General features: G+C 58.6%; 20 protein-coding genes. 10 read left to right on the top strand and 10 right to left on the bottom strand.

From position 1 onward, the window contains the following. Positions 1 to 90: 90 nt before the first annotated feature. The 5 genes from FGE21_RS08095 to FGE21_RS08075 form a co-directional block, all read right to left on the bottom strand. Positions 91 to 846 (bottom strand): ABC transporter ATP-binding protein, encoded by a 756-nt coding sequence (locus FGE21_RS08095; protein ID WP_139662797.1) that lies wholly within the window; start codon positions 844 to 846, stop codon positions 91 to 93. Positions 847 to 858: 12 nt separating this feature from the next. Beyond that, entirely contained in the window at positions 859 to 1,614 is a 756-nt protein-coding gene (locus FGE21_RS08090) for an ABC transporter ATP-binding protein (RefSeq protein WP_139662796.1), read from the bottom strand. 12 nt (positions 1,615 to 1,626) lie between these two features. Then, the gene (locus FGE21_RS08085) at positions 1,627 to 2,826 is read right to left on the bottom strand and encodes a branched-chain amino acid ABC transporter permease (protein ID WP_139662795.1); all 1,200 of its coding nucleotides are present in this window, start codon (positions 2,824 to 2,826) and stop codon (positions 1,627 to 1,629) included. Positions 2,827 to 2,830: 4 nt separating this feature from the next. Next, positions 2,831 to 3,853 carry a branched-chain amino acid ABC transporter permease gene (locus tag FGE21_RS08080; RefSeq protein ID WP_139662794.1) on the bottom strand — a complete coding sequence of 341 codons (1,023 nt, stop codon included), beginning with the start codon at positions 3,851 to 3,853 and terminating at the stop codon, positions 2,831 to 2,833. A 158-nt stretch (positions 3,854 to 4,011) separates the two neighbouring features. Next, on the bottom strand, positions 4,012 to 5,358 hold the full coding sequence (locus FGE21_RS08075) for a substrate-binding protein (protein WP_139662793.1): 1,347 nt from the start codon (positions 5,356 to 5,358) through the stop codon (positions 4,012 to 4,014). A 244-nt stretch (positions 5,359 to 5,602) separates the two neighbouring features. Here FGE21_RS08075 and FGE21_RS08070 point away from each other — a divergent pair, with 244 nt between their 5' ends. From FGE21_RS08070 to FGE21_RS08050, 5 genes are all read left to right on the top strand, one after another. Further along, positions 5,603 to 6,934, top strand: coding sequence for a helix-turn-helix transcriptional regulator (locus FGE21_RS08070; protein ID WP_139662958.1), 1,332 nt, complete (start codon positions 5,603 to 5,605; stop codon positions 6,932 to 6,934). 97 nt (positions 6,935 to 7,031) lie between these two features. Further along, positions 7,032 to 7,433, top strand: a complete 402-nt coding sequence (locus FGE21_RS08065) for a response regulator transcription factor (RefSeq protein ID WP_139662792.1) — start codon at positions 7,032 to 7,034, stop codon at positions 7,431 to 7,433. A gap of 10 nt (positions 7,434 to 7,443) precedes the next feature. After that, positions 7,444 to 7,890: a hypothetical protein gene (locus FGE21_RS08060; RefSeq protein WP_255731443.1), complete on the top strand. Its 447-nt coding sequence runs from the start codon at positions 7,444 to 7,446 to the stop codon at positions 7,888 to 7,890. Continuing rightward, positions 7,887 to 10,577 (top strand): ATP-binding protein, encoded by a 2,691-nt coding sequence (locus tag FGE21_RS08055; protein WP_139662791.1) that lies wholly within the window; start codon positions 7,887 to 7,889, stop codon positions 10,575 to 10,577. Before FGE21_RS08060 ends, FGE21_RS08055 begins: the two co-directional genes overlap by 4 nt. Positions 10,578 to 10,653: 76 nt before the next feature. Then, positions 10,654 to 11,922 (top strand): FliM/FliN family flagellar motor C-terminal domain-containing protein, encoded by a 1,269-nt coding sequence (locus FGE21_RS08050; protein WP_139662790.1) that lies wholly within the window; start codon positions 10,654 to 10,656, stop codon positions 11,920 to 11,922. A gap of 267 nt (positions 11,923 to 12,189) precedes the next feature. On the opposite strand, the gene FGE21_RS08045 is transcribed toward FGE21_RS08050, so the two are convergent. From FGE21_RS08045 to FGE21_RS08035, 3 genes are read right to left on the bottom strand one after another with little or no spacing between them, the layout of a single operon-like run. After that, on the bottom strand, positions 12,190 to 12,627 hold the full coding sequence (locus FGE21_RS08045) for a TIGR01244 family sulfur transferase (RefSeq protein WP_139662789.1): 438 nt from the start codon (positions 12,625 to 12,627) through the stop codon (positions 12,190 to 12,192). A 9-nt stretch (positions 12,628 to 12,636) separates the two neighbouring features. Next, on the bottom strand, positions 12,637 to 13,071 hold the full coding sequence (locus tag FGE21_RS08040) for a DUF6691 family protein (protein WP_139662788.1): 435 nt from the start codon (positions 13,069 to 13,071) through the stop codon (positions 12,637 to 12,639). Beyond that, positions 13,071 to 13,499: a YeeE/YedE family protein gene (locus FGE21_RS08035; protein ID WP_139662787.1), complete on the bottom strand. Its 429-nt coding sequence runs from the start codon at positions 13,497 to 13,499 to the stop codon at positions 13,071 to 13,073. The genes FGE21_RS08040 and FGE21_RS08035 overlap by 1 nt, the downstream gene beginning before the upstream one ends. A gap of 240 nt (positions 13,500 to 13,739) precedes the next feature. Between FGE21_RS08035 and FGE21_RS20350 the strand changes: the two genes are divergently transcribed. After that, positions 13,740 to 14,105 carry a hypothetical protein gene (locus tag FGE21_RS20350; RefSeq protein ID WP_255731440.1) on the top strand — a complete coding sequence of 122 codons (366 nt, stop codon included), beginning with the start codon at positions 13,740 to 13,742 and terminating at the stop codon, positions 14,103 to 14,105. Between the two features lie 199 nt (positions 14,106 to 14,304). On the opposite strand, the gene FGE21_RS08025 is transcribed toward FGE21_RS20350, so the two are convergent. Further along, on the bottom strand, positions 14,305 to 14,520 hold the full coding sequence (locus tag FGE21_RS08025) for a hypothetical protein (protein WP_139662786.1): 216 nt from the start codon (positions 14,518 to 14,520) through the stop codon (positions 14,305 to 14,307). 182 nt (positions 14,521 to 14,702) lie between these two features. Next, on the bottom strand, positions 14,703 to 14,957 hold the full coding sequence (locus FGE21_RS08020) for a hypothetical protein (protein ID WP_139662785.1): 255 nt from the start codon (positions 14,955 to 14,957) through the stop codon (positions 14,703 to 14,705). A gap of 37 nt (positions 14,958 to 14,994) precedes the next feature. Here FGE21_RS08020 and FGE21_RS08015 point away from each other — a divergent pair, with 37 nt between their 5' ends. The 4 genes from FGE21_RS08015 (at position 14,995) to FGE21_RS08000 (ending at position 20,945) form a co-directional block, all read left to right on the top strand. Next, complete coding sequence (locus FGE21_RS08015; protein WP_139662784.1) at positions 14,995 to 15,258, top strand: DUF2312 domain-containing protein; 264 nt, start codon at positions 14,995 to 14,997, stop codon at positions 15,256 to 15,258. 905 nt (positions 15,259 to 16,163) lie between these two features. Next, positions 16,164 to 17,264: an SIR2 family protein gene (locus FGE21_RS08010; protein WP_176695388.1), complete on the top strand. Its 1,101-nt coding sequence runs from the start codon at positions 16,164 to 16,166 to the stop codon at positions 17,262 to 17,264. Beyond that, entirely contained in the window at positions 17,261 to 19,099 is a 1,839-nt protein-coding gene (locus tag FGE21_RS08005; protein WP_139662783.1) for an ATP-binding protein, read from the top strand. Before FGE21_RS08010 ends, FGE21_RS08005 begins: the two co-directional genes overlap by 4 nt. A 238-nt stretch (positions 19,100 to 19,337) precedes the next feature. Beyond that, the gene (locus FGE21_RS08000) at positions 19,338 to 20,945 is read left to right on the top strand and encodes a hypothetical protein (RefSeq protein ID WP_139662782.1); all 1,608 of its coding nucleotides are present in this window, start codon (positions 19,338 to 19,340) and stop codon (positions 20,943 to 20,945) included. The last annotated feature ends 227 nt before the right edge of the window (positions 20,946 to 21,172 follow it).

Below are 21,172 nucleotides of genomic sequence, written 5' to 3'. Positions count from 1 at the left end.
AAAACGACCGGGCCCTGAGGGAACCCGGTCGATGAGGTGCGCGCAGCCGTCCATTGCTGTGCGACAGGGAGAAAATTGCAGCGAGCGAGATCAGATCGCGAGGTATTCGGCCCGCAGCTCTTCGTTTTCCAGAACCTCCTCGGCGAGGCCGTCAAAGACGATACCACCGGTGTCGAGGATCACCGCCCGGTCCGCCAGTTGCAGCGCGCGCACGGCATTCTGTTCCACGATGATGGTGGTCATGCCCTGCTCCTTGATATGGACCAGGGTCTTTTCGATCTCATCCACGATCACCGGGGCCAGACCCTCGTAGGGTTCATCCAGCAGCAGCACCTTGATGTCGCGGGCGAGCGTCCGGGCAATCGCCAGCATCTGCTGTTCGCCGCCGGACAATGTCACACCCTCCTGTTTGCGCCGTTCGCCGAGACGGGGGAACAGCTCGTAGAGGCGCTCGATCGACCAGCCGATGGGGGGTGCGATCTGAGCCAGCTGCAGGTTTTCCTCGACCGTGAGGCCGGGAATGATGCGGCGATCCTCGGGCACCAGACCGAGGCCTGCGGTGGCGGCCTCATGCGAGGCCATCAGATGCAGCGGCTGGTGATCGAGCCAGATCTCGCCCTTGGTGACCATGGGCGATCCGGTGCGGGCGATGGAGCGCAAGGTCGAGGTCTTGCCCGCGCCGTTGCGCCCCAGCAGGGCGAGGATCTCGCCCTCGTGAACATTGAAGTTGATGCCCTGAACGATATAGCTCTCGCCATAGTAGGCATGCACATCCCAGACCGACAGAAAGGCCGGAGCGGTCGCTGCCTGGTTCGAGCTTCTGGAGAAATCAGGTTTGACGTTCATTGTCGTGCTCCTTTACGCGCTCTCGCCGAGATAGGCTTCGCGGACCTTTGGATTGCCCCGGATGTTTTCGGGATCGTCTTCGACCAGCGGTGTTCCCTGCGCCAGCACCGTGATCCGGTTGGCCAGCGAGAACACCACATGCATGTCGTGCTCGATGATGGCGATGGTGATGCTGCGCTGATCGGAGATCTGTTTGAGCAGATCGATGGTATTGTTGGTATCGGCGCGCGCCATGCCCGCCGTCGGTTCGTCCAGCAGCAACAGGCGTGGTTCCTGACTGAGGCACATGCCGATTTCCAGCCGACGTTTGTCGCCGCGGGACAGGGAGGCGGCGTTCATGTGCCGCTTGTCGGCCATGTTCATCTCCTCCAGCATGCGCTCTGCCTTTTCGATGATGTCCCTCTGGCCCATGACATTGGCGATGGCATTGAGTTCAAACGAACCGTCGCGCTTGGCCAGGCAGGGGATCATCATGTTTTCCAGCACCGACAGATCGCCAAAGATCTCCGGCGTCTGGAACACGCGGGAAATACCCATCTGATTGATCTCGTAGGGCGCGCGGCCCAGCACGGACTGGCCGTCGAACATCACCGATCCGCTGTCCGGGATCAGCTTGCCCACCAGGCAGTTCAGCAGGGTGGATTTGCCCGCGCCGTTGGGGCCGATGATCGCATGGACCGAGTTCTCACGGACCGACAGGTTCACATCAGAGAGCGCCTGCAAGCCGCCAAAGCGTTTGCCCACGTTTTTGACTTCGAGAATACCCATTGTTTTCTCTCCTTATTCCGCGGGTTTGGTTTCGCTTTGCTGGGCGTCGGACTGCTTGTTGCCCTTGATCCAGCCTGCGATGCGCTGCCCGCCCTCGACCAGCCCGCCGGGCAGGTAGATCACCACCAGCATGAACAGAATGCCAAGCGTCAGGTGCCAGCCTTTGCCGATGAAGGGGTGCACGATGAAGACGACGAAATCCTCAAGCCCGTCGGGCATGAAACTGAACCAGCCGTGCAGCACGTTGTCGTTGATCTTGGAGAAGATGTTCTCGAAGTATTTGATGAAGCCCGCGCCCAGAACCGGCCCGATCAGGGTGCCTGCGCCGCCGAGGATGGTCATCAGGACGACTTCGCCCGAGGCGGTCCATTGCATCCGCTCGGCCCCCGCGAGGGGATCCATCGAGGCCATCAGCCCGCCTGCAAGACCTGCATACATGCCCGAGATCACAAAGGCCGCGAGGGTGTAGGGTTTGGAGTTGAGGCCGGTGTAGTTCATCCGTTGCTGGTTCGATTTCACCGCCCGCAGCATCATGCCGAAGGGGGAGCGGAAGATCCGGATCGCCAGGTAGAAGGCGGCGATCAGCACCAGCGCGCAGAGGTAGTAGCCGATGTTGAACTGGAACGCCCAGGGGCCGACGGCCATCTCGTAGGTGCCGCGCATCTCAAGGCCAAAGAGGTTGGTCACCGGGATCGACCCGTCTGCGGTGGCGGTGACGCCCAGAACGCGCGGATCATCCAGCGTCAGCTGCAGGCCGGTTTCACCGTTGGTGATCGGGGTCAGCACCGAGTAGGCGAGGCTGAACGACATCTGTGCAAAGGCCAGCGTCAGGATCGAGAAATAGATGCCCGACCTGCGCAGGCTGATAAAGCCGATCACCAGCGCAAACAGACCTGAGATGATGACGCTGAGCAGGATGGCAGGCAGCACGTTCATGCTCAGCAGTTTGAACATCCAGACCGCCGAATAGGATCCCACCCCGAGAAAGGCCGCGTGGCCGAAGGACAGATATCCGGTGAGGCCGAACAGGATGTTGAAGCCGATGGCGAAGATGCCGAAGATGACGAACCGCTGCATCAGATCAGGATAGCCGGCATTGAACTGTGCCAGACCGGATCCGGTGGGAAACGGGTTCAGGATGAAGGGTGCGAAGAGCGTCAGAACAGCGACGATCATCAGCAGGGATGTGTCTTTTTTATCTAGTCCGAACATGGTCTTAGTCCTCCATCACGCCTTTGCGCCCCATCAATCCGCGCGGGCGGACCAGAAGGATGACGATTGCGACGAGGTAGATGATGATCTGGTTGATTCCGGGGATCAGGTTGATGGCCCATTCCATTGAGGCAAAGCTTTCGAGGATCCCGAGCACAAACCCCGCGAGCACGGCCCCGGGCAGAGAGCCCATACCGCCGACGACGACGACCACGAAGCTGAGCACAAGGAAATCCATGCCCATGTGGTAGTTGGGCGAGTTGATCGGCGTGTACATCACCCCGGCGAGCCCCGCCACGGCGGCGGCGATGCCGAACATGATGGTGAAGCGGCGGTCGATGTTGATGCCCAAAAGGCCCACCGTCTCGCGGTCGGCCATCCCCGCCCGGACCACCATTCCGAAGGTGGTGAACTGCAGGAAGGCAAAGACGCCGCTGATGATGAGGCAGGCAAAGCAGAAATAGACGATCCGCCAGACCGGATAGATCAGGTCCATGCCGATGATCGCGCCGAGGTTGGCAACGCCGTTCAGGGCATCCGGTGCGGGGGTCGGGATCGGGTTGGCGCCGTAGAAATACTTGATCACTTCCTGCAGCACGATGGCGAGACCGAAGGTCACCAGGATCTGATCCGCGTGGGGGCGTTTGTAGAAATGCTTGATCAGGCCGCGCTCCATGATGAAGCCGACGGCGATCATGATCGGGATCGCGAACAGGATCGCGAGGGGCACCGACCAGTCGATGATGGTGCCGCCGATGTCGGGGCCGAACCAATTCTCCACATAGGGGGTTTTGACCTTCAGCGGATTGCCGAGAAAGTCGGTCTTGTCCGGGTCGATGGTCTCTACGCTGAGGCTGAGAATCTTTTGCACGGTCACCGCGCAGAAGGCCCCGATCATGAACAGGGCCCCATGGGCAAAGTTCACGACGCCTAATGTGCCAAAAATGAGTGTCAGGCCCAACGCAATCAGCGCATAGGCAGAGCCCTTATCGAGCCCGTTTAGGATCTGTAGAAGGAACGCGTCCATGGGTCCCACCTTCCGGTTCGTCTGGGTGGTTGGTTTTGGGAATGCAGCAGCAGGCCACGACCCGGGAGTGCCGAGGCGCGTTTCAGGTTGGCCGGACTGTGCGGGAGAAGGGTGGTCGGGCGCATCATGGGCGCCCGACCTGGCTGTTTTGCTCTCGCTTACGCGCCCGGGTTGCAGGAGCCGAGCTGGCCGCCTGCGAACATCGGGTGGTCAGGTGCATATTCAACCTGTTCACGCGGAGTGACCTCGACAACTTCCAGAAGGTCGAACTCGGAGGTCGGGTTCTCTTTACCGCGCACAACCAGAACATCCTTGAAGCACTGGTGGTCGTCGGCACGATAGAGCGTCTTGCCGTTGCCCATACCGTCGAACTCGAACCCTTCGAGCGCTTCGGCCACGGCGCAGGGGTTGAAGGAGCCCGCGCGCTGGACCGCATCCGCATAGAGCAATGTCTGCACGTAGCAGGTATGCGCGGCCTGTGACGGCGGGAAGCCGTATTTGGTGCCGAAGGAGCGCACGAACGCCTTGGAGCCTTCGTCCTGCAGGGACCAGTGCCAGTTGGTGGAGCCGTGGATGCCTTTGACGTTGGCGCCTGCGCCTTTGGCCATCAGGCGGGAGTAGAGCGGCACGACAATTTCAAAGTTCTTGCCGTTGACCACTTTGTCGCGCAGGCCGAACTGGACCGCGTTGGTGAGCGAGTTCACCATGTTGCCGCCGTAGTGGTTCAGGATCAGCACATCCGCCCCGGAGTTCAGAACCGGTGCGATATAGGAGGAGAAGTCCGTCGCCGCGAGCGGGGTCTTCACCGTGTTGACAGTTTCCCAGCCAAGCGCCTCGGTGGCGGCCTTGATCGATTCCTCCTGGGTCCAGCCCCAGGTGTAGTCGGCCGTCAGGTGATAGGCCTTGCGGTCATCGCCATAGAGGTTCTTCAGCACCGGCGCCAGCGCGGCACCGGACATATAGGCATTGAAGAAGTGGCGGAAGCCATTGGCCTTCTTGTCCTTGCCGGTGGTGTCGTTGGAGTGGGTGAGCCCCGCCATGAAGATCACGCCGGCTTCCTGGCACAGGCCCTGAACCGCGATCGCAACACCGGAGGACGAACCGCCGGAGATCATGATGGCACCGTCTTTTTCGATCATCGACTTCGCTGAGGCGCGCGCCGCGTCGGATTTGGTCTGGGTGTCACCGGTCACATATTCGACCTTCTTGCCCAGGATGCCGCTGCCTTCGAGCGCCTTGGAGCTGAAGGAGTTGAGCATGCCGCCGTCGCCGTCACCGTTCAGGTGGTCTACGGCGAGCTCATAGGCCCGCAATTCATCCGCGCCTTCATCGGCATAGGGGCCGGTCTGTGGCACGTTGAAACCGAGCGTGACAGAGCCACCGGTCGGATCATTGGTGAAAGCCGCCGCGCTTTGAGCGGTGAAAATGGTCGGCAGCGCCAGACCTGCACCTGTCACGGCACCGGTTCTGAGTAGGCCACGACGGCTTACGTCTAATTTGGACATTGGGTTCCTCCCTTGGATGAAAAAGGCGAGGCGCGACTCCTCACTTTCGCGCGTCCCCTGCAACATTGTGCAAAGCGAGTATGCGGGGCTATTGTAAAGCCGCGCAATAAAACCCTTGTTTCGCGGAGTTTTTCTGTAAATAAATGTACAGCGTTGGCGGTGGTTTGGTAAATTGTGTTATTCTGCTTTGCAGAAAGCTGTTGAAAAACCGGCGTTTTGGTCAGAGGGATGCCACAGGATGCCGTTGGGGTCAGACAGTCTCACAGGGAGCCGGATCCGGGAACGACGGTTGATGCTCGCGCTGCGTCAGGCGGATCTGGCGCGGGAGGTGGGGATCTCTGCCTCCTACCTCAACCTGATCGAACACAACCGTCGCAGAATCGGCGGCAAGCTGCTGGTGACGCTGGCGCAGGCGCTGGGGGTGGAGCCGTCGGTCCTGAGCGAAGGGGTCGAGGCGACGCTGGTGGCGGCCCTGCGGGAGGCGGCCGCGGATGCACGCGCGCGCAATGCCGAACTGGACCGCGTCGACGAGTTCGCGGGCCGCTTTCCCGGCTGGGCCGAGGTGCTGGCCGAGACCCACAGCCGCATTGGCGCGCTGGAACGTACCGTGCGCGGGCTGTCGGACCGCCTGACCCATGACCCGCATCTGGCGGCCTCCTTGCATGAGGTTCTGTCCACCGCTGCGGCCATCCGCTCCACCTCTGCCATTCTGGCCGAACCGGGCGAGCTGGCGGCCGAGTGGCGCGACAGGTTTCACCGCAACCTCGATCAGGACGCCCAGCGGCTCGCCGACAGCAGCCGGGCGCTGGTGCGGTTTCTCGACGACGGCGACAGCAGTGCCGACCGGCGCGGCCTGCCACAGGAGGAGGTGGAGGCGTTCTTCGCGGCGCGGGGATTTCATTTCCCCGAACTTGAGGAGGGGCGCACCACGGCAGCAGAGTTGGCCACTGCGGCGCCCGAACTGGAGGGGCGTGCAGCGCAGAAACTCGCAGCGTCCGCCCTGGCCGATTACGAGACCGACGCACGTGCGATGCCGCTGACGGTGCTGAGCGAGGCTCTGGGCCGACTTGGGGTGGCGCCCGGGGCGCTGGCGCGGGAATTCGGCGTCGAGGTGCACAGGGTTCTGCGACGTCTTGCTGCGCTGCCCGAAGAAACCCTCGGCCAGGCTTCGGGGTTGGTGGTGTGCGATGCGTCCGGTTCCATCCTGTTTCGCAAGCCGGTGGCGGGGTTTTCGCTGCCGCGCCTTGGCGCCTCCTGTCCGCTGTGGCCCTTGTTCACGGCCTTGTCCCAGCCGGATGTTCCGATCCGGCGGCAGGTGCACCAACAGGGGCGGGCGGCACGGGACAGCCTGTGCTTTGCGATTTCCTGGGCGGCGGAACCTTTGACCTTTGACAGCGATCCGGTCCGGCGCGCGGCGATGCTGATCCTGCCCGGAGATCAGCCCGATGCCTCTCCGGCGGCCGGGTCGCGCCCGGTGGGGGCGAGTTGCCGGATCTGCGTCCGGCGCGGCTGTGCTGCCCGGCGCGAGCCTTCGATTCTGCGCGGCTCCGAGGATCCCGGGCTGGATCGCGTGTAACTGCCACGTGACACCGGGCGCCGTTTGGTGCAAGATCCGGTCTGCACCCGGAGGAGCCGTCGATCGGTGTGGTGCAAGGGGGAGGGCAATAGGATTTATGGCTGGACGAGTCGTTCTGATCGAAGACGAAGCCAATATAGCGGAGGCCATCCGCTTTCTGCTGTCGCGCGAGGGATGGCAGGTGGATGTGCACGCCGATGGCAGCGATGCGCTGGCGGTGATCGAGGCCGCTGCACCGGATCTGGTTATTCTGGACCTGATGCTGCCCGGAAAGAGCGGTATGGAAATCATCCGTGAAATCAGAGAGATGGATGCGTTGGCTCATCTACCGGTTCTGATGCTGACAGCGCGCGGTCAGGTGAAAGATCGCGAAATGGCGGAACGTGCAGGGGTGACCCGCTTCATGACAAAACCATTCTCCAATGCCGAGGTTCTGACCGCTGTGCGGGATCTGAACGCGCAGGCTCTGCAGAGCGCCCGCGTGCGCGACGCAGGCTGAGCAGGGCCGGATGATCCGTTCCGACGGGGCCGGGGGCAAGGATGAGCTGCGCGCCCCCTTTGTGGAGCAGCGCACCTACCGTCGTCGCCGGTTGATGGATATCGCGCGGCTCGCTCCCTTGATCGGGGCGCTGTTGTTTCTGGTGCCTCTGCTCTGGCCGGAGGGCGAGGGGTCTGTTGAGGACGCTCTGTCCGCCTCTCGGATGGCAGGTGATACGGAGCGCGGCGGCGGCGATGGCGGCAGCAGCATGTCGTCTGCCATGATCTACATCTTTTCGGTCTGGGTCGGCTTGATCCTGTTCTCCGTTGGCTTCTCAGTTGCGGTGCGCCGTTGGGCGGTGCATTGGACCGGGCTCAGCGCCCCGCTGGATCTGGAAGAGCCGCCGGAGTCAGAGGTGGCTATTGTGGCCACTGCGACCACTGTGGTCGGGCCCCAGGATCCGGAGCGCGGCGCATGACCTCACTCAACCTGCTGGCGCTGGTCAGTATCGGCTATGTGTCGATCCTGTTCATGGTGGCCTTCTGGGCGGACCGACAGGCGTTGCGGGGGCGGGGGGCGCGGTTCATGGGATCGCCGCTGATCTATACGCTGTCGCTGTCAATCTACTGTACCGCCTGGACCTTTTATGGCGCGGTGGGCTACGCGGCGCGGTCGGGCATGGAGTATGTCACCATCTACCTCGGGCCGACTTTGGTGATGATCGGCTGGTGGTGGGGGCTGCGCAAGCTGGTCCGGGTCGGGCGCAGTCAGCGGATCAGCTCGATTGCCGATCTGCTGTCCGCACGATACGGAAAGTCCAATGTGCTGGCCATCGGGGTGACCCTGCTGGCGGTGGTGGGCGTCACCCCCTATATCGCGTTGCAGCTGCAGTCGATCACGCTTTCCGTGGCGACCTTTGCCGCCGCCGATCCGGCCCGCGGCTACAACGAGAGCGGCACGGTGTTCTGGATCGCCACCGGGCTGGCCTGTTTTGCCATCCTCTTCGGCACCCGCAACCTGAATGCCAATGAACGCCACCACGGGGTGGTCATGGCCGTCGCGCTGGAGGCGGTGGTGAAGCTGGTGGCGCTGGTGGCGGTCGGCATCTTCGTGGTCTGGGGGCTTGCGGGCGGGGTGTCACAGACGCTGGCCCGGATCGACGCCTCGCCCATCGGGGCCTGGCAGGTGGAGGGCGGGCGCTGGACCGCGATCACGTTTCTCTCCGCCGCTGCCTTTGTCTGCCTGCCGCGCATGTTTCAGGTGATGGTGGTCGAAAACGAGGACGAGCGGCACCTGCGCATCGCCGCCTGGGCCTTTCCGACCTATCTGCTGCTGATCTCGATCTTTGTGATCCCCATTGCCGCACTCGGGCTGGAGCTGATGCCGCAAGGGTCAAACCCGGATCTGTTCGTGCTGACGCTGCCCTTGTCGCAGGGCCAGAACGGGCTGGCGATGCTCTCGTTTCTGGGCGGGTTCTCCTCGGCGACATCGATGGTCATCGTGGCAGCCATGAGCCTCTCGACGATGGTGTCGAACCATATCGTGATGCCGGTGTGGCTGCGCTCCACCGATGCGTTTGGCGGGGCTTCCGTGTCGGGCGATGTGCGCAGCGTGGTGTTGTTTGCCCGCAGGTTCTCGATCGCGGCGATCATGGGGCTTGGCTACGCCTATTATCAGATCTCCGGTGGCGGGGCGGCGCTGGCTGCGATCGGGCTGATCTCGTTTTCCGGAATTTCCCAGATCCTGCCGGCCCTTGTCGGGGGGCTGTTCTGGCGCGGGGCGACCCGTGCGGGCGCGCTGGCGGGGCTTTTTGTCGGCTTTGGTCTTTGGGGCTACACGCTCTTGTTGCCGGAGGTGGCGGGGGGCGTGTTCTCAGCCGAGACCCTCCGCGCGGGTCCTTTCGGCCTGTCCTGGCTGCGGCCTCAGGCGCTGTTCGGGATCGAGGGGCTGGATCCGATCGTCCATTGCGTGCTGTGGTCGATGACGCTCAACGTCGTGGTGTTCTGCGTGGTCTCTGTGCTGAGTTTCCCGAGCCCGATGGAACGGCTGCAGGGGGCGCAGTTCGTGCATGTCTTTGACCATTCCGCAGGTCCGGGCGGGTGGACGGGGTCTGTCGCACAGAGCGAGGATCTGATGATCATGTCGCAGCGCATCCTGGGCCCCGAGGACGCGCAGGCGTTTTTTCAGGCGGCGGTGGACAGGCAGGGCGGGCAAGGCCCTCTGCCGGAACCGACACCGGCCTTTCTGGAGCAACTGGAACGGGAACTGAGCGCCTCTATTGGTGCCGCAGCCGCGCATGCGATGATCGGCCAGATCGTCAGCGGCGCCGCCGTCTCGGTCGAGGACCTATTGGCGGTCGCCGACGAATCGGCGCAGCTACTGGAGTATTCCAGCAGGCTGGAGGCGCAATCGCTGGAACTCTCCACTACCGCCCGCAAGCTCCGGGAAACCAATCAGAAATTGACGCGCCTGTCAGAGCAGAAGGACGCGTTTCTCAGCCAGGTCAGCCATGAATTGCGCACCCCGATGACCTCGGTGCGGGCCTTTTCGGAAATCCTGCGGGATGAGCAGGGGTTGAGCCTTGCCGAGCAGCATAAATACGCATCAATCATCCACGACGAAGCCCTGCGCCTGACCCGTCTGCTGAACGATCTGCTGGATCTCAGTGTGCTGGAGAGCGGCGAGGTGACGCTGAATGTGTCGCGCCGTCAGCTGTCGGATGTGCTGGATCATGCAGTGGCCTCGGCTTTGGCAGGCGCGGAGGGGGCGCTGCGCGTGCACCGCGATCATCGCGCCGAAGCGGTGGAGCTGGAAACCGATGTGGATCGATTGTCACAGGTCTTCATCAACCTGATCGCCAACGCCCAAAAATATTGCGTTGCGCCAGATCCGGAATTGCGAATTGACGTTACTTTTGGGAAACAGGTGGTCCATATTGATCTCTACGACAATGGTGAAGGCGTGCCGGTTGATTTCCAGGAAGTGATATTCGAGAAGTTCTCAAGGGTTACGCCGGAACGTGCCGGCGGTGCGGGTCTCGGGCTGGCGATTTGTCGCGAAATCATGCGTCGGCTTGGGGGGGATATTTCATATTTACCGGGCCAAAATGGCGCTGCATTTCGGGTAACTTTGCCATTTCATACGAAAATAGAAGAAATCCTCTGAAAGCTGTAAAGCTCTTAGTAACCAGCACTACGCTAGAACCAGTTCTACAAGGGTGCGGAAGGCTCAGGTTCATTTTATGACTGACAAGGATCAAACGCAGGATAGCAACCGCGCGGTCGGGGGACTGGCGCGGAAACTTGCTGCCTCAAAGGACGGGACGAGCGGCAGTGGCGGCTCGATCACGCTCAAGGCATTGCGCAGGTCAGTGGCCCGCGCCGCCGAGGACCTGTGCGAGCTGCCCATGGCCGTGATTGCGGCCCGTCAGACCAACCGTGTGCCCGAGGACCTGAGCGGCCTGTTGTCGAACAAGCATCTTCTGGTGGTTCTGGATTGCCCGCAGGGCCGTATCGGTGCGGCGACGCTGGATGCAGCGGCGGTAACTGCGCTCATTCAGCAACAGACCATGGGGTCGGTGCTGGGGATGAACTCGGACGAACGGATCTACACGCCGACAGATGCGGCCATGGTCGCGGAATTCCTGGAAAAACTGTTCGGCAAAGTCTCTGCCTTGCTGAAGGACCAGACCGACCTGCGGATCTTTGAAGGCTATCGGTTTGGCGCGCAGGTTGAGGATGTGCGCACGCTCGTGCTCGGGATGGAAGCGGAGGATTACCGCGTGATCAACCTGAACGTTGACCTTGATTCGGGCAAAATGCAGGGTGAAATCTGTCTGGTTCTGCCCGAACCATCCGTCGACCAATATGATGAGGCCGACGCCGTGCGCGGACCGCGACTGGGGTCAAGCGTCGGGTCCATGCGGGCTGAACTCTCGGCTGTGCTGTGCAAGATGCGTATCCCCCTGCGTCAGTTCGCGGCGCTGAAAAAGGGCGAATTGCTCCATCTGGATCAGGCCTATCTCTACGAGACCGATATGGTTGCGATCAATGGTCAGACGATTGCAAAGGGACGGCTGGGTCAGAAGAAGGGGGCCCGCGCCGTGCGTCTGAATGAGGCGCGCACCAATGTGATGGCCATTGAGGAAGGCGTATTTTCCGAAAGCCTGGGGCAGGGGCATGCTCCGGCGCTCGAAGATAATTCACTCGGCCTGTCCATCGCGGCGCAGGGCCTGCAGGAGCCGGGCGATGCGCTTGGCGGCTTTGATGCGGATATGGGCGGCATGATGGGGGGCGGTGATCTGGGCAGCGACCTCGGCGGAGGAGATCTGGGTGGTGACTTCGGCGGCGGCCTTGAGGGCGGCGACATGCCGATGGGCGACTTTGGCGGAATGGCAGAACTGCCTGATTTGCCGATGAATGATCTCGGCGATTTCAACCCGGATGCTGCGGCGGCGGAAATTTCCGAATTGGCCGGTCTGGGCAGCGAGCTGCCTGAAACAGGCACCTGATCTCGTCGGCAACACCTTGGATCGTTGCCTCTGCTCTTGAGTTCTGCTCCTGATTCTTCAGTGACGTTCTCAATGATGCGAGGGGTTCTTTGTGTCTTTGCGCTGGCCGGATGTTCTGCCGCGGTCGTTCCCCAGGTCCGGGCCTGTGTTCCGAGACTGAGCTCCGGGTCTGTGCTCCCGGTCTGTGCCCCTGTACCAACACCAAGACCCGCAGGAGCATCTGCGGGTCTCGGGGTCGCATATAATATGACGCGAATAGAGTGCGGCTCAGCTTTGTTCTGCGCCCATCGATTCCAGCGTCGGGCGCAACCCTGAGAGATCATACCCCGCCTTCTGCGCCGTGGTCAGGATATCGCTGACACCAAGGTCACCGGCGCCTGCCACACCCAATGCCCAGGCCACTGAACTGCGGGTCCCGGAAGCGCAATAGGCAAGGACCGGCCCGTCCGATTCGTCAATAAAGGCGCGATGCTGGGCGATGTTTTCGGGCGTCATCGTCTGATGGGTCAGGGGCAGGTCCTGAAACGTGAGGCCAGCCTCTTCGGTGGCAGCGCGTATGGTGTCGGCCTGATGACTGGGGGGGACTTCTCCGTCCGGCCGGTTGCAGATCACAGTGGTGAAACCTGCGGCGGCAATTGCGGGGATATCCTCAACTGAGATTTGAGGAGAAACGGAATAGCGGGGGGTAAGCGTACGTGCATCCATGGCTTTTCTTTACGCCTTTGCCGGGCGCCGGTCCAGAACCAAGCGCAGCCTGGGTGCCATCCACATCCCTGCAATCATTGCCGCCACGAATAATATCCCCTGCCAGCCGCCAAAGCCAAGCGAGGCCAGCGCCGGACCCGGGCACAGCCCGGCAAGAGCCCAACCGAAGCCGAAGATAACCGACCCGACGATCAGCGCCCTGTCCGGCGTCGGTGTTGCCGGAGCAGGGAAGCGGCCTCCGGCCAGGGGACGGCCAGCCCTGGTCAAGCGCCAGGCCAGCGCCATCGGCAGCAAGGCGCCGCCCAGCACGAAGGCCAGCGTCGGGTCCCAGGCGCCAAATATATCCAGCCAACCCTGAACTCGGGTCGTGTCTGTCATGCCGGAGATCATCAGTCCCGCACCAAACAGACCGCCGGACAGCAGTGAAATCATCGAACGGAGCATCAGATCACCCCCCAGATATGGCGCAGGACAGCCATCGCCAGCATCCCTGCAGAAATATAGAGTGCAGTCGCCACGATCGCGCGGGGTGACAGGCGGGACAACCCGCAAACGCCGTGCCCCGATGTGCACCCATTGGCGAGCCGGGTTCCGACCCCCACCAATACGCCCGCCAGAACCAGAACGGCCGGAGCGCTGCTGGCATTGGTGTGCGGTGACAGGCCGAACAGAGCCATCAGAATCGCTGGAGTGGCGATCAGGCCTGCCAGAAACCACAGCCGGTCAAGGGCGGTGTCGCGGCCGGATCCGTCGACCAGCCCGCCAATGATTCCGCTGGCTCCCATGATGCGTCCGGCGCCCAGCAAATAGATCGCGCCTGCGATCCCGATAGTCAGCCCTCCGGCCAGTCCCATTATCCATTCCTGTGGCATGTGTTCTCCGATTCCTCATGCGGGCACGTCCTGCCTCGCGGCCTGACCCCTGCGGGCAATATCACATTCGATAAAGTAGATATGTATTGTGAAACGATTGTCAATGCATAGCCAGATGCGGATAAATAATACACGCTAAAGGAGAGTCAACGCTAACATCAATGTGCGGGGACTGTGCAGGGGAAGCCTGGGGCTGTGGTCAGTCACGTCGATTATACCGGTCAGATAATGCCTGCTATCTTGGCATATATTCAGATTTTCTCGGAATGTGGCAAAAATACTCTCTTTGCCGTTGATACAACCTTAGAATGTTGTAGGGTGGATAAGTGTAGTCCGCCCAATGCCGGAGGTCCGGTGGCGGCAAGCTGCGGTGGAGGGGATGAATATCAAATGACCATAGAGCAACTGATTGAACGAGCCTGCCTTCTGGAGCAGAAAATTCGAACGACACCAGAAATGGCGCGGTCTGATTTTCAGCATGAGTTTGTCCGCGTGATGTCGCGGATCAAGGCTGGCGGCGCCCGCATTCCTGCGCATCTGCGCCGAACGGAAGAGGTGCTTTTTGATGAGCTGGTCGAAAACCAGTTTGACAACGTGCCGGTCTGACAGAGCGGCCTTTTACCAAAACTGCGTGCGGCGATCCCTGCGCCGCTCTGTTCCCGAGACGACGGCGCCATGGGTACGGCGCAATAGGGCGCAGAGTGGGGGGTGGCCGCATCGGGCCGCGAGTGCCAATCTCCATCGGCCCTGCGGTCCGATACAAGAGACCCCTGCGGGCAAATCGTCGGATCGGCAGATCACGCAGTCAGCGCAGGAACAGGCCCACCATGATCAGCATCAACCCCAAGACTGACAGCAGCAGCGCGCCGAGGTTCCTTGGCAGGACCGATTGCAGAACGGCGCGGAGCTGGTCGTCGTCCAGCCCTTTGCGCTTGGCGCGCAGCACGACGATTACGCACCACACGAGGCCGATCATCCCGGTGAGCGAAAGGGCCCCGCCGGCCCAGATCAGATAGTCCATCTGTTTCCCTTTCCACTCTATGGCCGCCAACCCGGCCTCGCCTGTGCTTCACCCTGCGCCTACCTCAGTGGCGTCGGCGGCGCAAGCTTCCGGTCCTTTCGGCGGCCGCCTTTCCTGTCTTGCAGGGCCGGGTGCGCGCCTGTATCCCTCGGCTTTGACCGGGTCTGAACCGGGCGAATGAGTCAAATTGCGGAGGCTGCGACCCCATGGATATGACCGAAGACGAAAAGAGCGGAAACCATCGCGTGGCCGCAGGCGACCTGCGTCAGTTTGTCGAGCGCTTTGAGTGACTGGACAAAGAGCAAAGGGCAATCGAAGCGCCGCAAAAGACGTCCTTCGAGGCCAGCCGGCGTCGGCGCAAGTACCACCCCAAAATTTTTTGTGACTGAGTAAACAAAGGCTGAGAGGGAGGCACTATCCCATAGTGTGGTTTCCACAGCGCCAGTCCATGCCAAGAATGCAAATGAGGAAACGATGAGTGACTACGAAGAAGCAACCGACTCCTACAAGGTAACTGCCAGTGAACTGCGCCAGTTCGTCGAGCGCATCGAGAGACTTGACCAGGAAAAGGCCGATCTCGCGGAACAGCAAAAAGAGGTATTTTCAGAGCTGAAGGGGCGTGGATACGATGTGAAGGTCGTGCGCACACTGATACGGCTCCGGAAAAGGGACAAAGACGATATCGCCGAGGAGGAGGCAGTGCTTGAGATGTACAAAGAAGCGCTTGGGATGTCGTGAATACAATATAACGCATTGATAAAATTGAATTAAATTTCGGGTGTTGTGCAGGCTTCAAAACGTGTTGTGCAGCACCCATTTTTTTGTCGAAAACACGATGCTTGGGAGAGTGAGACTTCACACAAGTGTTCTTCATGGCTGGGCTTTATTAAACGGTTGAAACTACTGGAAAAAAATGCTTCCATCGGCATCTTATTTGAAACTGCAATGGAAAATATATAGACTTTTCAATAGGGTGGATGTGCCATTTGTCTGTGCCAAGCGATCTTGGTTTCGTGCCAATAGACATGTGCCATTGAGTTTTTCCGGAACATTCTGTGGCATATCCATGGAACGTCTCAAGTGTCTGTTATTCATTAGTAAAATAGGACTTGTTCCATCGTTCCAAACAAATGGTGGCGGGGGGTGCAGACTTTGCGTTCACCGGTATTATCCAAGCAATGACCACACCGTTTCTGAATTTTGCGGCTGGACCAGGTTTCCGCAGTTGCCAGTGGCTAATTTTAGGGCCCAAACCAGATGGAGAAATTTGCAACCTTGATACCAGAAATCGGTTCAAAGCAGAATTTCTTCCCAGTTGATATGCTGCGTAGCAGCGCCCCAGACTGACAGAGATGACCGCACCGGCTCACGAGAGCAATATGACTTAAATGTATCGGAGTTGGTTTGTCCCCAAGCGAAAACATGTTCTTTCGTAGGCAGAGAGAATATGAAGAAAGGTGAATTCTTCTTTCAGGTTGCGTTGAAGTGGAGGGGAGATTTAGTGTCTGATTAGGGTATTTTGTATTGGGGAAATTATGACTGGGAACATTGAAGCCGCGCGGCAACTTGACCATCATCTCCGCGCTCCCAGACAAGTTTGGCTGACGGGGGCAGGTATCAGTTTCGGTGCTGGACTCCCTTTGATGTATCCACTTACAGATCGAGTCTTTCACCTCCTGGAAAAAAATCCAGCCGACGAGCATGTGCATAAACTCGTTACGGAGGTGCGCTGCGACCTGCCTGACAAACTCCACATCGAACATATTCTCAGCCATCTTGGTGATCTCATAGCGCTTGCAGAGCGAGCAAAAGACATGAGCGCCACTATCGGAAATGAACGTGTGAAGAAGATCAATCTTCAGGCTGCGCATCACACTATTCTGCGGCACATTCGAGATATTCTTCGGTGGGGGTATCAACCAGCATCGGGCGAAGATTCTGAAAAAGTCGGAATGCAAGGCAAACCAATCGTTTCCATCGAAGACCACCGCCGATTTATTCGCACACTATATCGGGTAAATCGTGCTGGATTAGATGAACGCCGGGATGCAATCCATTTTGTTACGACAAACTATGATACCTTGATTGAAGACGCTCTTTCCCTCGAACGCATTCCATACGCGGACGGATTTTCTGGTGGTGCCATCGCTGCCTGGGATGAACGCCTTTTTGAGGCGGCATCAACAGACCAACGTCTAAAAGCAATTATCACGAAGCTCCATGGTTCAATCGATTGGTACCGAAGCGGCGAAGAAAATGGGCGCGTTTTCCGTGTTCGATATGACGATATCTATCCAAGCAGGTCGAACGAGAACGGAAATGTTGTGATCTATCCCCAATCTACAAAGTATATGGCATCTCGTGAAGACCCATTTGGAAACCTTTTCCAGAGGTTTCGCAGTCTTCTTTCGTACGAGCGCCAGCAGGTATTGTTTGTCTGCGGTTATTCTTTTGGGGATGATCACATTGACTCTATCATTAGTCAGCACCTCCTTCACCCAGAAAGCAAGACCACCCTTGTGGCCTTTGCCGGTGCTTACGGCGGCAAACTGGAAGAGTGGGGAGCAAGCGGAGCCGGGGATCGAATATTCGTACTGGCTAAAGATGGGCTCTACCGTGGAAAGAATGGGCCATATTTTCCTCCATCCGCGCCTTTGGCGGACCGGGATTGGTGGACCTTCTCTGGTGCAACTAATTTGCTGGAAAATGGCTTGCCTGACGATATTGCGGAGGCAATTGAATGAGTGATTTTGACTACGACCCAGACATTCAAATTGGTACAGTCTTCGAGATTTCTGGAACCACGATTAAAGTATCGTTGAAGCGCAGTCTAACTGAACTCGTTCAAACCCATGGTGGAACGGTGTATTCAGTTGGTCAAATAGGGAGCTTGGTGAAACTTCATATTGGTCGTACAGTCCTTTTCGGTATGGTTCGATTGCTTCGCTTGCAGACTGAGGAAGAGGCTGCTGCACATGGTGTGACAGACGGGATGGATCGGCGGGTACTTGAAGCAGACTTATTCGAGGAAGCCCGCTGGCAGAAATCGAAAGAGGCTTTGACCTTTGACCGAGGCGTTCGAAATTCACCTCTTCCTCTCCAGGGTGTTTTCATCGTCACATTTTCGGAGGCGCGACGTCTCTATACCGCCATCGAAATGCAAGGCGGAGGCGGCCCCAATCGTTTTGTTTCGTTTGGTTCGTATGTCGGTGCAGATGGGGTTGCTTGCCATGCTGACATGGACAAGCTGTTCGGACAGCACTTTGCCGTTCTGGGGTCAACAGGTAGCGGTAAGTCTACTGCCGTGGCCGCTATCCTTCACGCTGTTCTTGGTCACAAAGCAACGGAAGACGGACAGCTTTCACGACCACGGGTAATCATAATCGACCCGCACGGGGAGTATGGCCCAGCATTTGGGGACCGCGCTGTTGTCTACCGAGCATATCAGGACGCTGGAGATGGCGGCGCTGGTTTTCGCGCAGCGAAACTTCCTTATTGGTTAATGTCCAGCGAGGAATTTCGTCGTCTTGTCGTTGGAAAAGGGGAGTTTGAAGCGACTTCGCAATCAAACGTTGTTTATAAGGCGCTGGCTCATGCCCGGATGTTTGCAGCAGGATTGGTGCTGTCTGCCGAAGATGCAGCAAGAAAAACAGATGAGTTTGGGCATCCTGATCTTCCTCGTCCAGCGCCCGGCAAAACGATGGAGGAAATTGTGCAGTTTGATCGAGACTGGCCAATCCCTTTCGATCTGGATGAGTTTCGAAAGCATATCGAACTTTGCCAAAACAATCGGCCCAGTGGGGCCACTTGGGCACCAGAAACTCCAAGTGAGTTTCAGAAAAAATTCGCCTCAATTTTGGACAAACTATCGGTTCTTCGCTTGGATAGTCGGTTATCTTTCTTAATGCGGAACCAAGTGGGTGGAGATCCAGCGCTTGCAGAAATTTTGGCTCAGTTTGTCGGCGGGGATGAAGATAAGCCGAATGCGCCCATACGGATTCTCGATATTTCGGGTTTACCTACCGAAGTGGCAGGTCCTTTGACTGCAGCTCTCGCGCGCCTGTTGTTTTCATACAAGTTAGTACAGACGCGTGAGGAGCGCGAAAGAGACCCAATTCTTTTGGTCTGCGAGGAGGCACATCGCTACGTCCCTGATCGAGGAGAAGCGCAGTATGCCGCAGCCCAAGATGCAATTCGCCGGATCGCGCGGGAAGGAAGAAAGTATGGGATTGGCCTAATGCTGGTATCACAGAGACCATCTGACGTTGAGAGTACAGTTTTGTCACAGTGTAATTCTTGGCTCGTACTGCGTCTGACGAATGGCCGAGATCAAGAACATGTTGGCCGATTTCTCCCCGATTCCATGGCTGCTCTGATAAAACTTTTGCCGTCATTACCACGCAGAGAGGCTTTGTTTGTTGGTGAAGCAGCTGCTTTGCCGTCCAGGATTAAGCTAACGTTCTTGGCTGAAGGCCAAAGGCCAAAATCCAATGATATTTCGTTTGCAGCTGGTTGGGCCCAGGAACTACCAGACGTTGCCGCATTGAACGCCGTCGCTATTCGAATGGCGAGCCGATAATGCTTTTCGAGGCGATCAATGCGCTCCGGCTTGATCTTTCCCTGTACAAATCCAGAGAATGGCGGCTATCCGTCCATGTCAACAGCCGTCAATGGCTGTGAACCACGGCTTCTCTGGATCGGCTACCAGGGCGGTGCGAATGAGACTCGGCAGCCTGCGATCATTTTTGAAGGCTCCAGCAAATAGGTGACCGAATGAATGCGGCTGACTGCCCGCTTTACTATGAAAAGATAAAATCATGAATGTAGTGTCGCGCGACAGTGTACCGCTAAGCGATCACGAAATTTGCCTTGTCAAAGGGTTGATCAAGCATCGTAAGCAACTGGGGATCAATCAGCAGCGTCTCATTGCCTATTTCTCGTTCCCACAGCGGACCGTTCATCACAACGTCATTTCTGCGATCGCGCGCGAAGAGGTTTGTGCCAGCGTCGCCGACTATCCTCCCGCGGACTTGCCAAATTGCCGTTTTTTTTTGGACGCATGGACTGGTGATTGGCAGGAAAACAACCGAGCGGCAGAGGTCGCCGGCGCGCCAAATTCATCGTTAGATGAATTCGAATTCGGCTACCGCTTCCATCCGGTCGGTCAGGGCCTGTTCTGCTCCGGTCACTTCAGCCGGGCCGGCCAGGATCCGTTCCGCTGGGTCTACGATTGTGGCACCGAGGCAGGCTCGCGCAGATCAACCCGTGCTCGACATGTGCGCGCTGAAATTAGGGCGCTCCAAAACGATCAGGCAACGTCCCATCTCGACCTCGTGACGCTATCGCATTTCGACGAAGATCATTTGAGCGGGATGCTCGACCTTTTGAAAAAATTCAGCGTAGGTACCTTGCTCTTGCCCTATCTCACTCCTTGGGAAAGGCTGATCGTTGCCATTTCCGAGCAAACTGCTGTTGGATCGGATCTTTTTACCTTCCTGACCGCGCCGACGGAGTTTCTTCTGGCGCGTGCAGACATGCGGATCGAACGTATCCTTCTCGTACCACCGAGCGCGGGCAGAGAGGCGGCAGCCCCCCCGATCTCGCCGGACGAACCAACACGTGAGACTGAGCCGGAGGCGTTGCCGAAGCTGTTGATCAAGGATCATAAGCCCGAAGGGGAAAACGACATCGACGGGCTTGGAGCTGACGATGGACTGGCCGATCCTCGGGTGCGATTTCTCCACCCAGGGGGATACATCCTCGTCTCTCAGGCCTGGGAGTTTGTCCCCTACAACGACTGTCGGCTCGAAGCGCTTGCCACCAATTCATTTAAGAACAAAGCGCGCCCCCTTGCGCACAAACTCACTCACGCCGAAAACGAAGAGCACCGGCAGACGGCACTCAAGAAGTTGACTAAACTTTACGATGCAACGTTCAAATCTCGAACGGCAAAAAACATCACGCCACGACGGCGGAATGAAATTTCGCTGTTTCTCTATGCGGGGCCAATTGGTCGAGTTGAACTTGTAAACGTGAAGGTGACGATCCCGCGCCATGAGATGGTTTCACACATCGGTCAGGTACCAAACGGTTGGTTGGGAACTGATCGGTTCGGACAGATTTTGACAGGTGACGGTTTTCTCCACACCAAGAAGAAGGTTGCTGATTTCATGGTCTTCTACAGTGTTGGCGATCGGATTAGTCGAGGTGCGATTTTCCAAGTGATGCATCATGGGTCGGATGCAAACTGGAGAGATGACATCGCTTCTCTGTTTAAGCCGGTAGCGAGCCTCTATTGCTCTGATCCGCTCGGAAAGTGGGGTCATCCTGGTGCCAAGGTAAGGAACGATTTTGCCGACTACCACCCGGTACAAGTCGACGGGGTACATGGCTGGCAAGTGAATGGTACCTGCCGCTTTCTCTGAAAAGTCGTGAGGAGAATTTCTTGATAGATCAACCGAAGCTTATTTGCCCCAGGCATCCACAGAAGTCAGCTTTCGTCAGAGTATTCTCAAGACCAGTCGGTCTGCCAATATCCCCAATCTGTCCGTTTGCGTTTTTCGCAGCGATGTTCCACCTCCCCGCTGCAATTTCTGAATAGCCGTGTCCATTAGGTCGAGGCGGTAGGATGAAGTGGTCCCAGAAAACTGGA

The organism is Phaeobacter sp. B1627 (assembly GCF_006265095.1).
Classification (GTDB): domain Bacteria; phylum Pseudomonadota; class Alphaproteobacteria; order Rhodobacterales; family Rhodobacteraceae; genus Epibacterium.
The sequence above is the reverse complement of the archived record's forward strand: the minus strand, read 5'-3'. Positions and strand labels throughout refer to the sequence as shown.

Coding starts and splice junctions, on each gene's coding strand:
- FGE21_RS08095 (WP_139662797.1), bottom strand. CDS start 846: ATGAACGTCAAACCTGATTTCTCCAGAAGCTCGAACCAGGCAGCGACC.
- FGE21_RS08090 (WP_139662796.1), bottom strand. CDS start 1,614: ATGGGTATTCTCGAAGTCAAAAACGTGGGCAAACGCTTTGGCGGCTTG.
- FGE21_RS08085 (WP_139662795.1), bottom strand. CDS start 2,826: ATGTTCGGACTAGATAAAAAAGACACATCCCTGCTGATGATCGTCGCT.
- FGE21_RS08080 (WP_139662794.1), bottom strand. CDS start 3,853: ATGGACGCGTTCCTTCTACAGATCCTAAACGGGCTCGATAAGGGCTCT.
- FGE21_RS08075 (WP_139662793.1), bottom strand. CDS start 5,358: ATGTCCAAATTAGACGTAAGCCGTCGTGGCCTACTCAGAACCGGTGCC.
- FGE21_RS08065 (WP_139662792.1), top strand. CDS start 7,032: ATGGCTGGACGAGTCGTTCTGATCGAAGACGAAGCCAATATAGCGGAG.
- FGE21_RS08060 (WP_255731443.1), top strand. CDS start 7,444: ATGATCCGTTCCGACGGGGCCGGGGGCAAGGATGAGCTGCGCGCCCCC.
- FGE21_RS08055 (WP_139662791.1), top strand. CDS start 7,887: ATGACCTCACTCAACCTGCTGGCGCTGGTCAGTATCGGCTATGTGTCG.
- FGE21_RS08050 (WP_139662790.1), top strand. CDS start 10,654: ATGACTGACAAGGATCAAACGCAGGATAGCAACCGCGCGGTCGGGGGA.
- FGE21_RS08045 (WP_139662789.1), bottom strand. CDS start 12,627: ATGGATGCACGTACGCTTACCCCCCGCTATTCCGTTTCTCCTCAAATC.
- FGE21_RS08040 (WP_139662788.1), bottom strand. CDS start 13,071: ATGCTCCGTTCGATGATTTCACTGCTGTCCGGCGGTCTGTTTGGTGCG.
- FGE21_RS08035 (WP_139662787.1), bottom strand. CDS start 13,499: ATGCCACAGGAATGGATAATGGGACTGGCCGGAGGGCTGACTATCGGG.
- FGE21_RS08025 (WP_139662786.1), bottom strand. CDS start 14,520: ATGGACTATCTGATCTGGGCCGGCGGGGCCCTTTCGCTCACCGGGATG.
- FGE21_RS08015 (WP_139662784.1), top strand. CDS start 14,995: ATGAGTGACTACGAAGAAGCAACCGACTCCTACAAGGTAACTGCCAGT.
- FGE21_RS08010 (WP_176695388.1), top strand. CDS start 16,164: ATGTATCCACTTACAGATCGAGTCTTTCACCTCCTGGAAAAAAATCCA.
- FGE21_RS08005 (WP_139662783.1), top strand. CDS start 17,261: ATGAGTGATTTTGACTACGACCCAGACATTCAAATTGGTACAGTCTTC.
- FGE21_RS08000 (WP_139662782.1), top strand. CDS start 19,338: ATGAATGTAGTGTCGCGCGACAGTGTACCGCTAAGCGATCACGAAATT.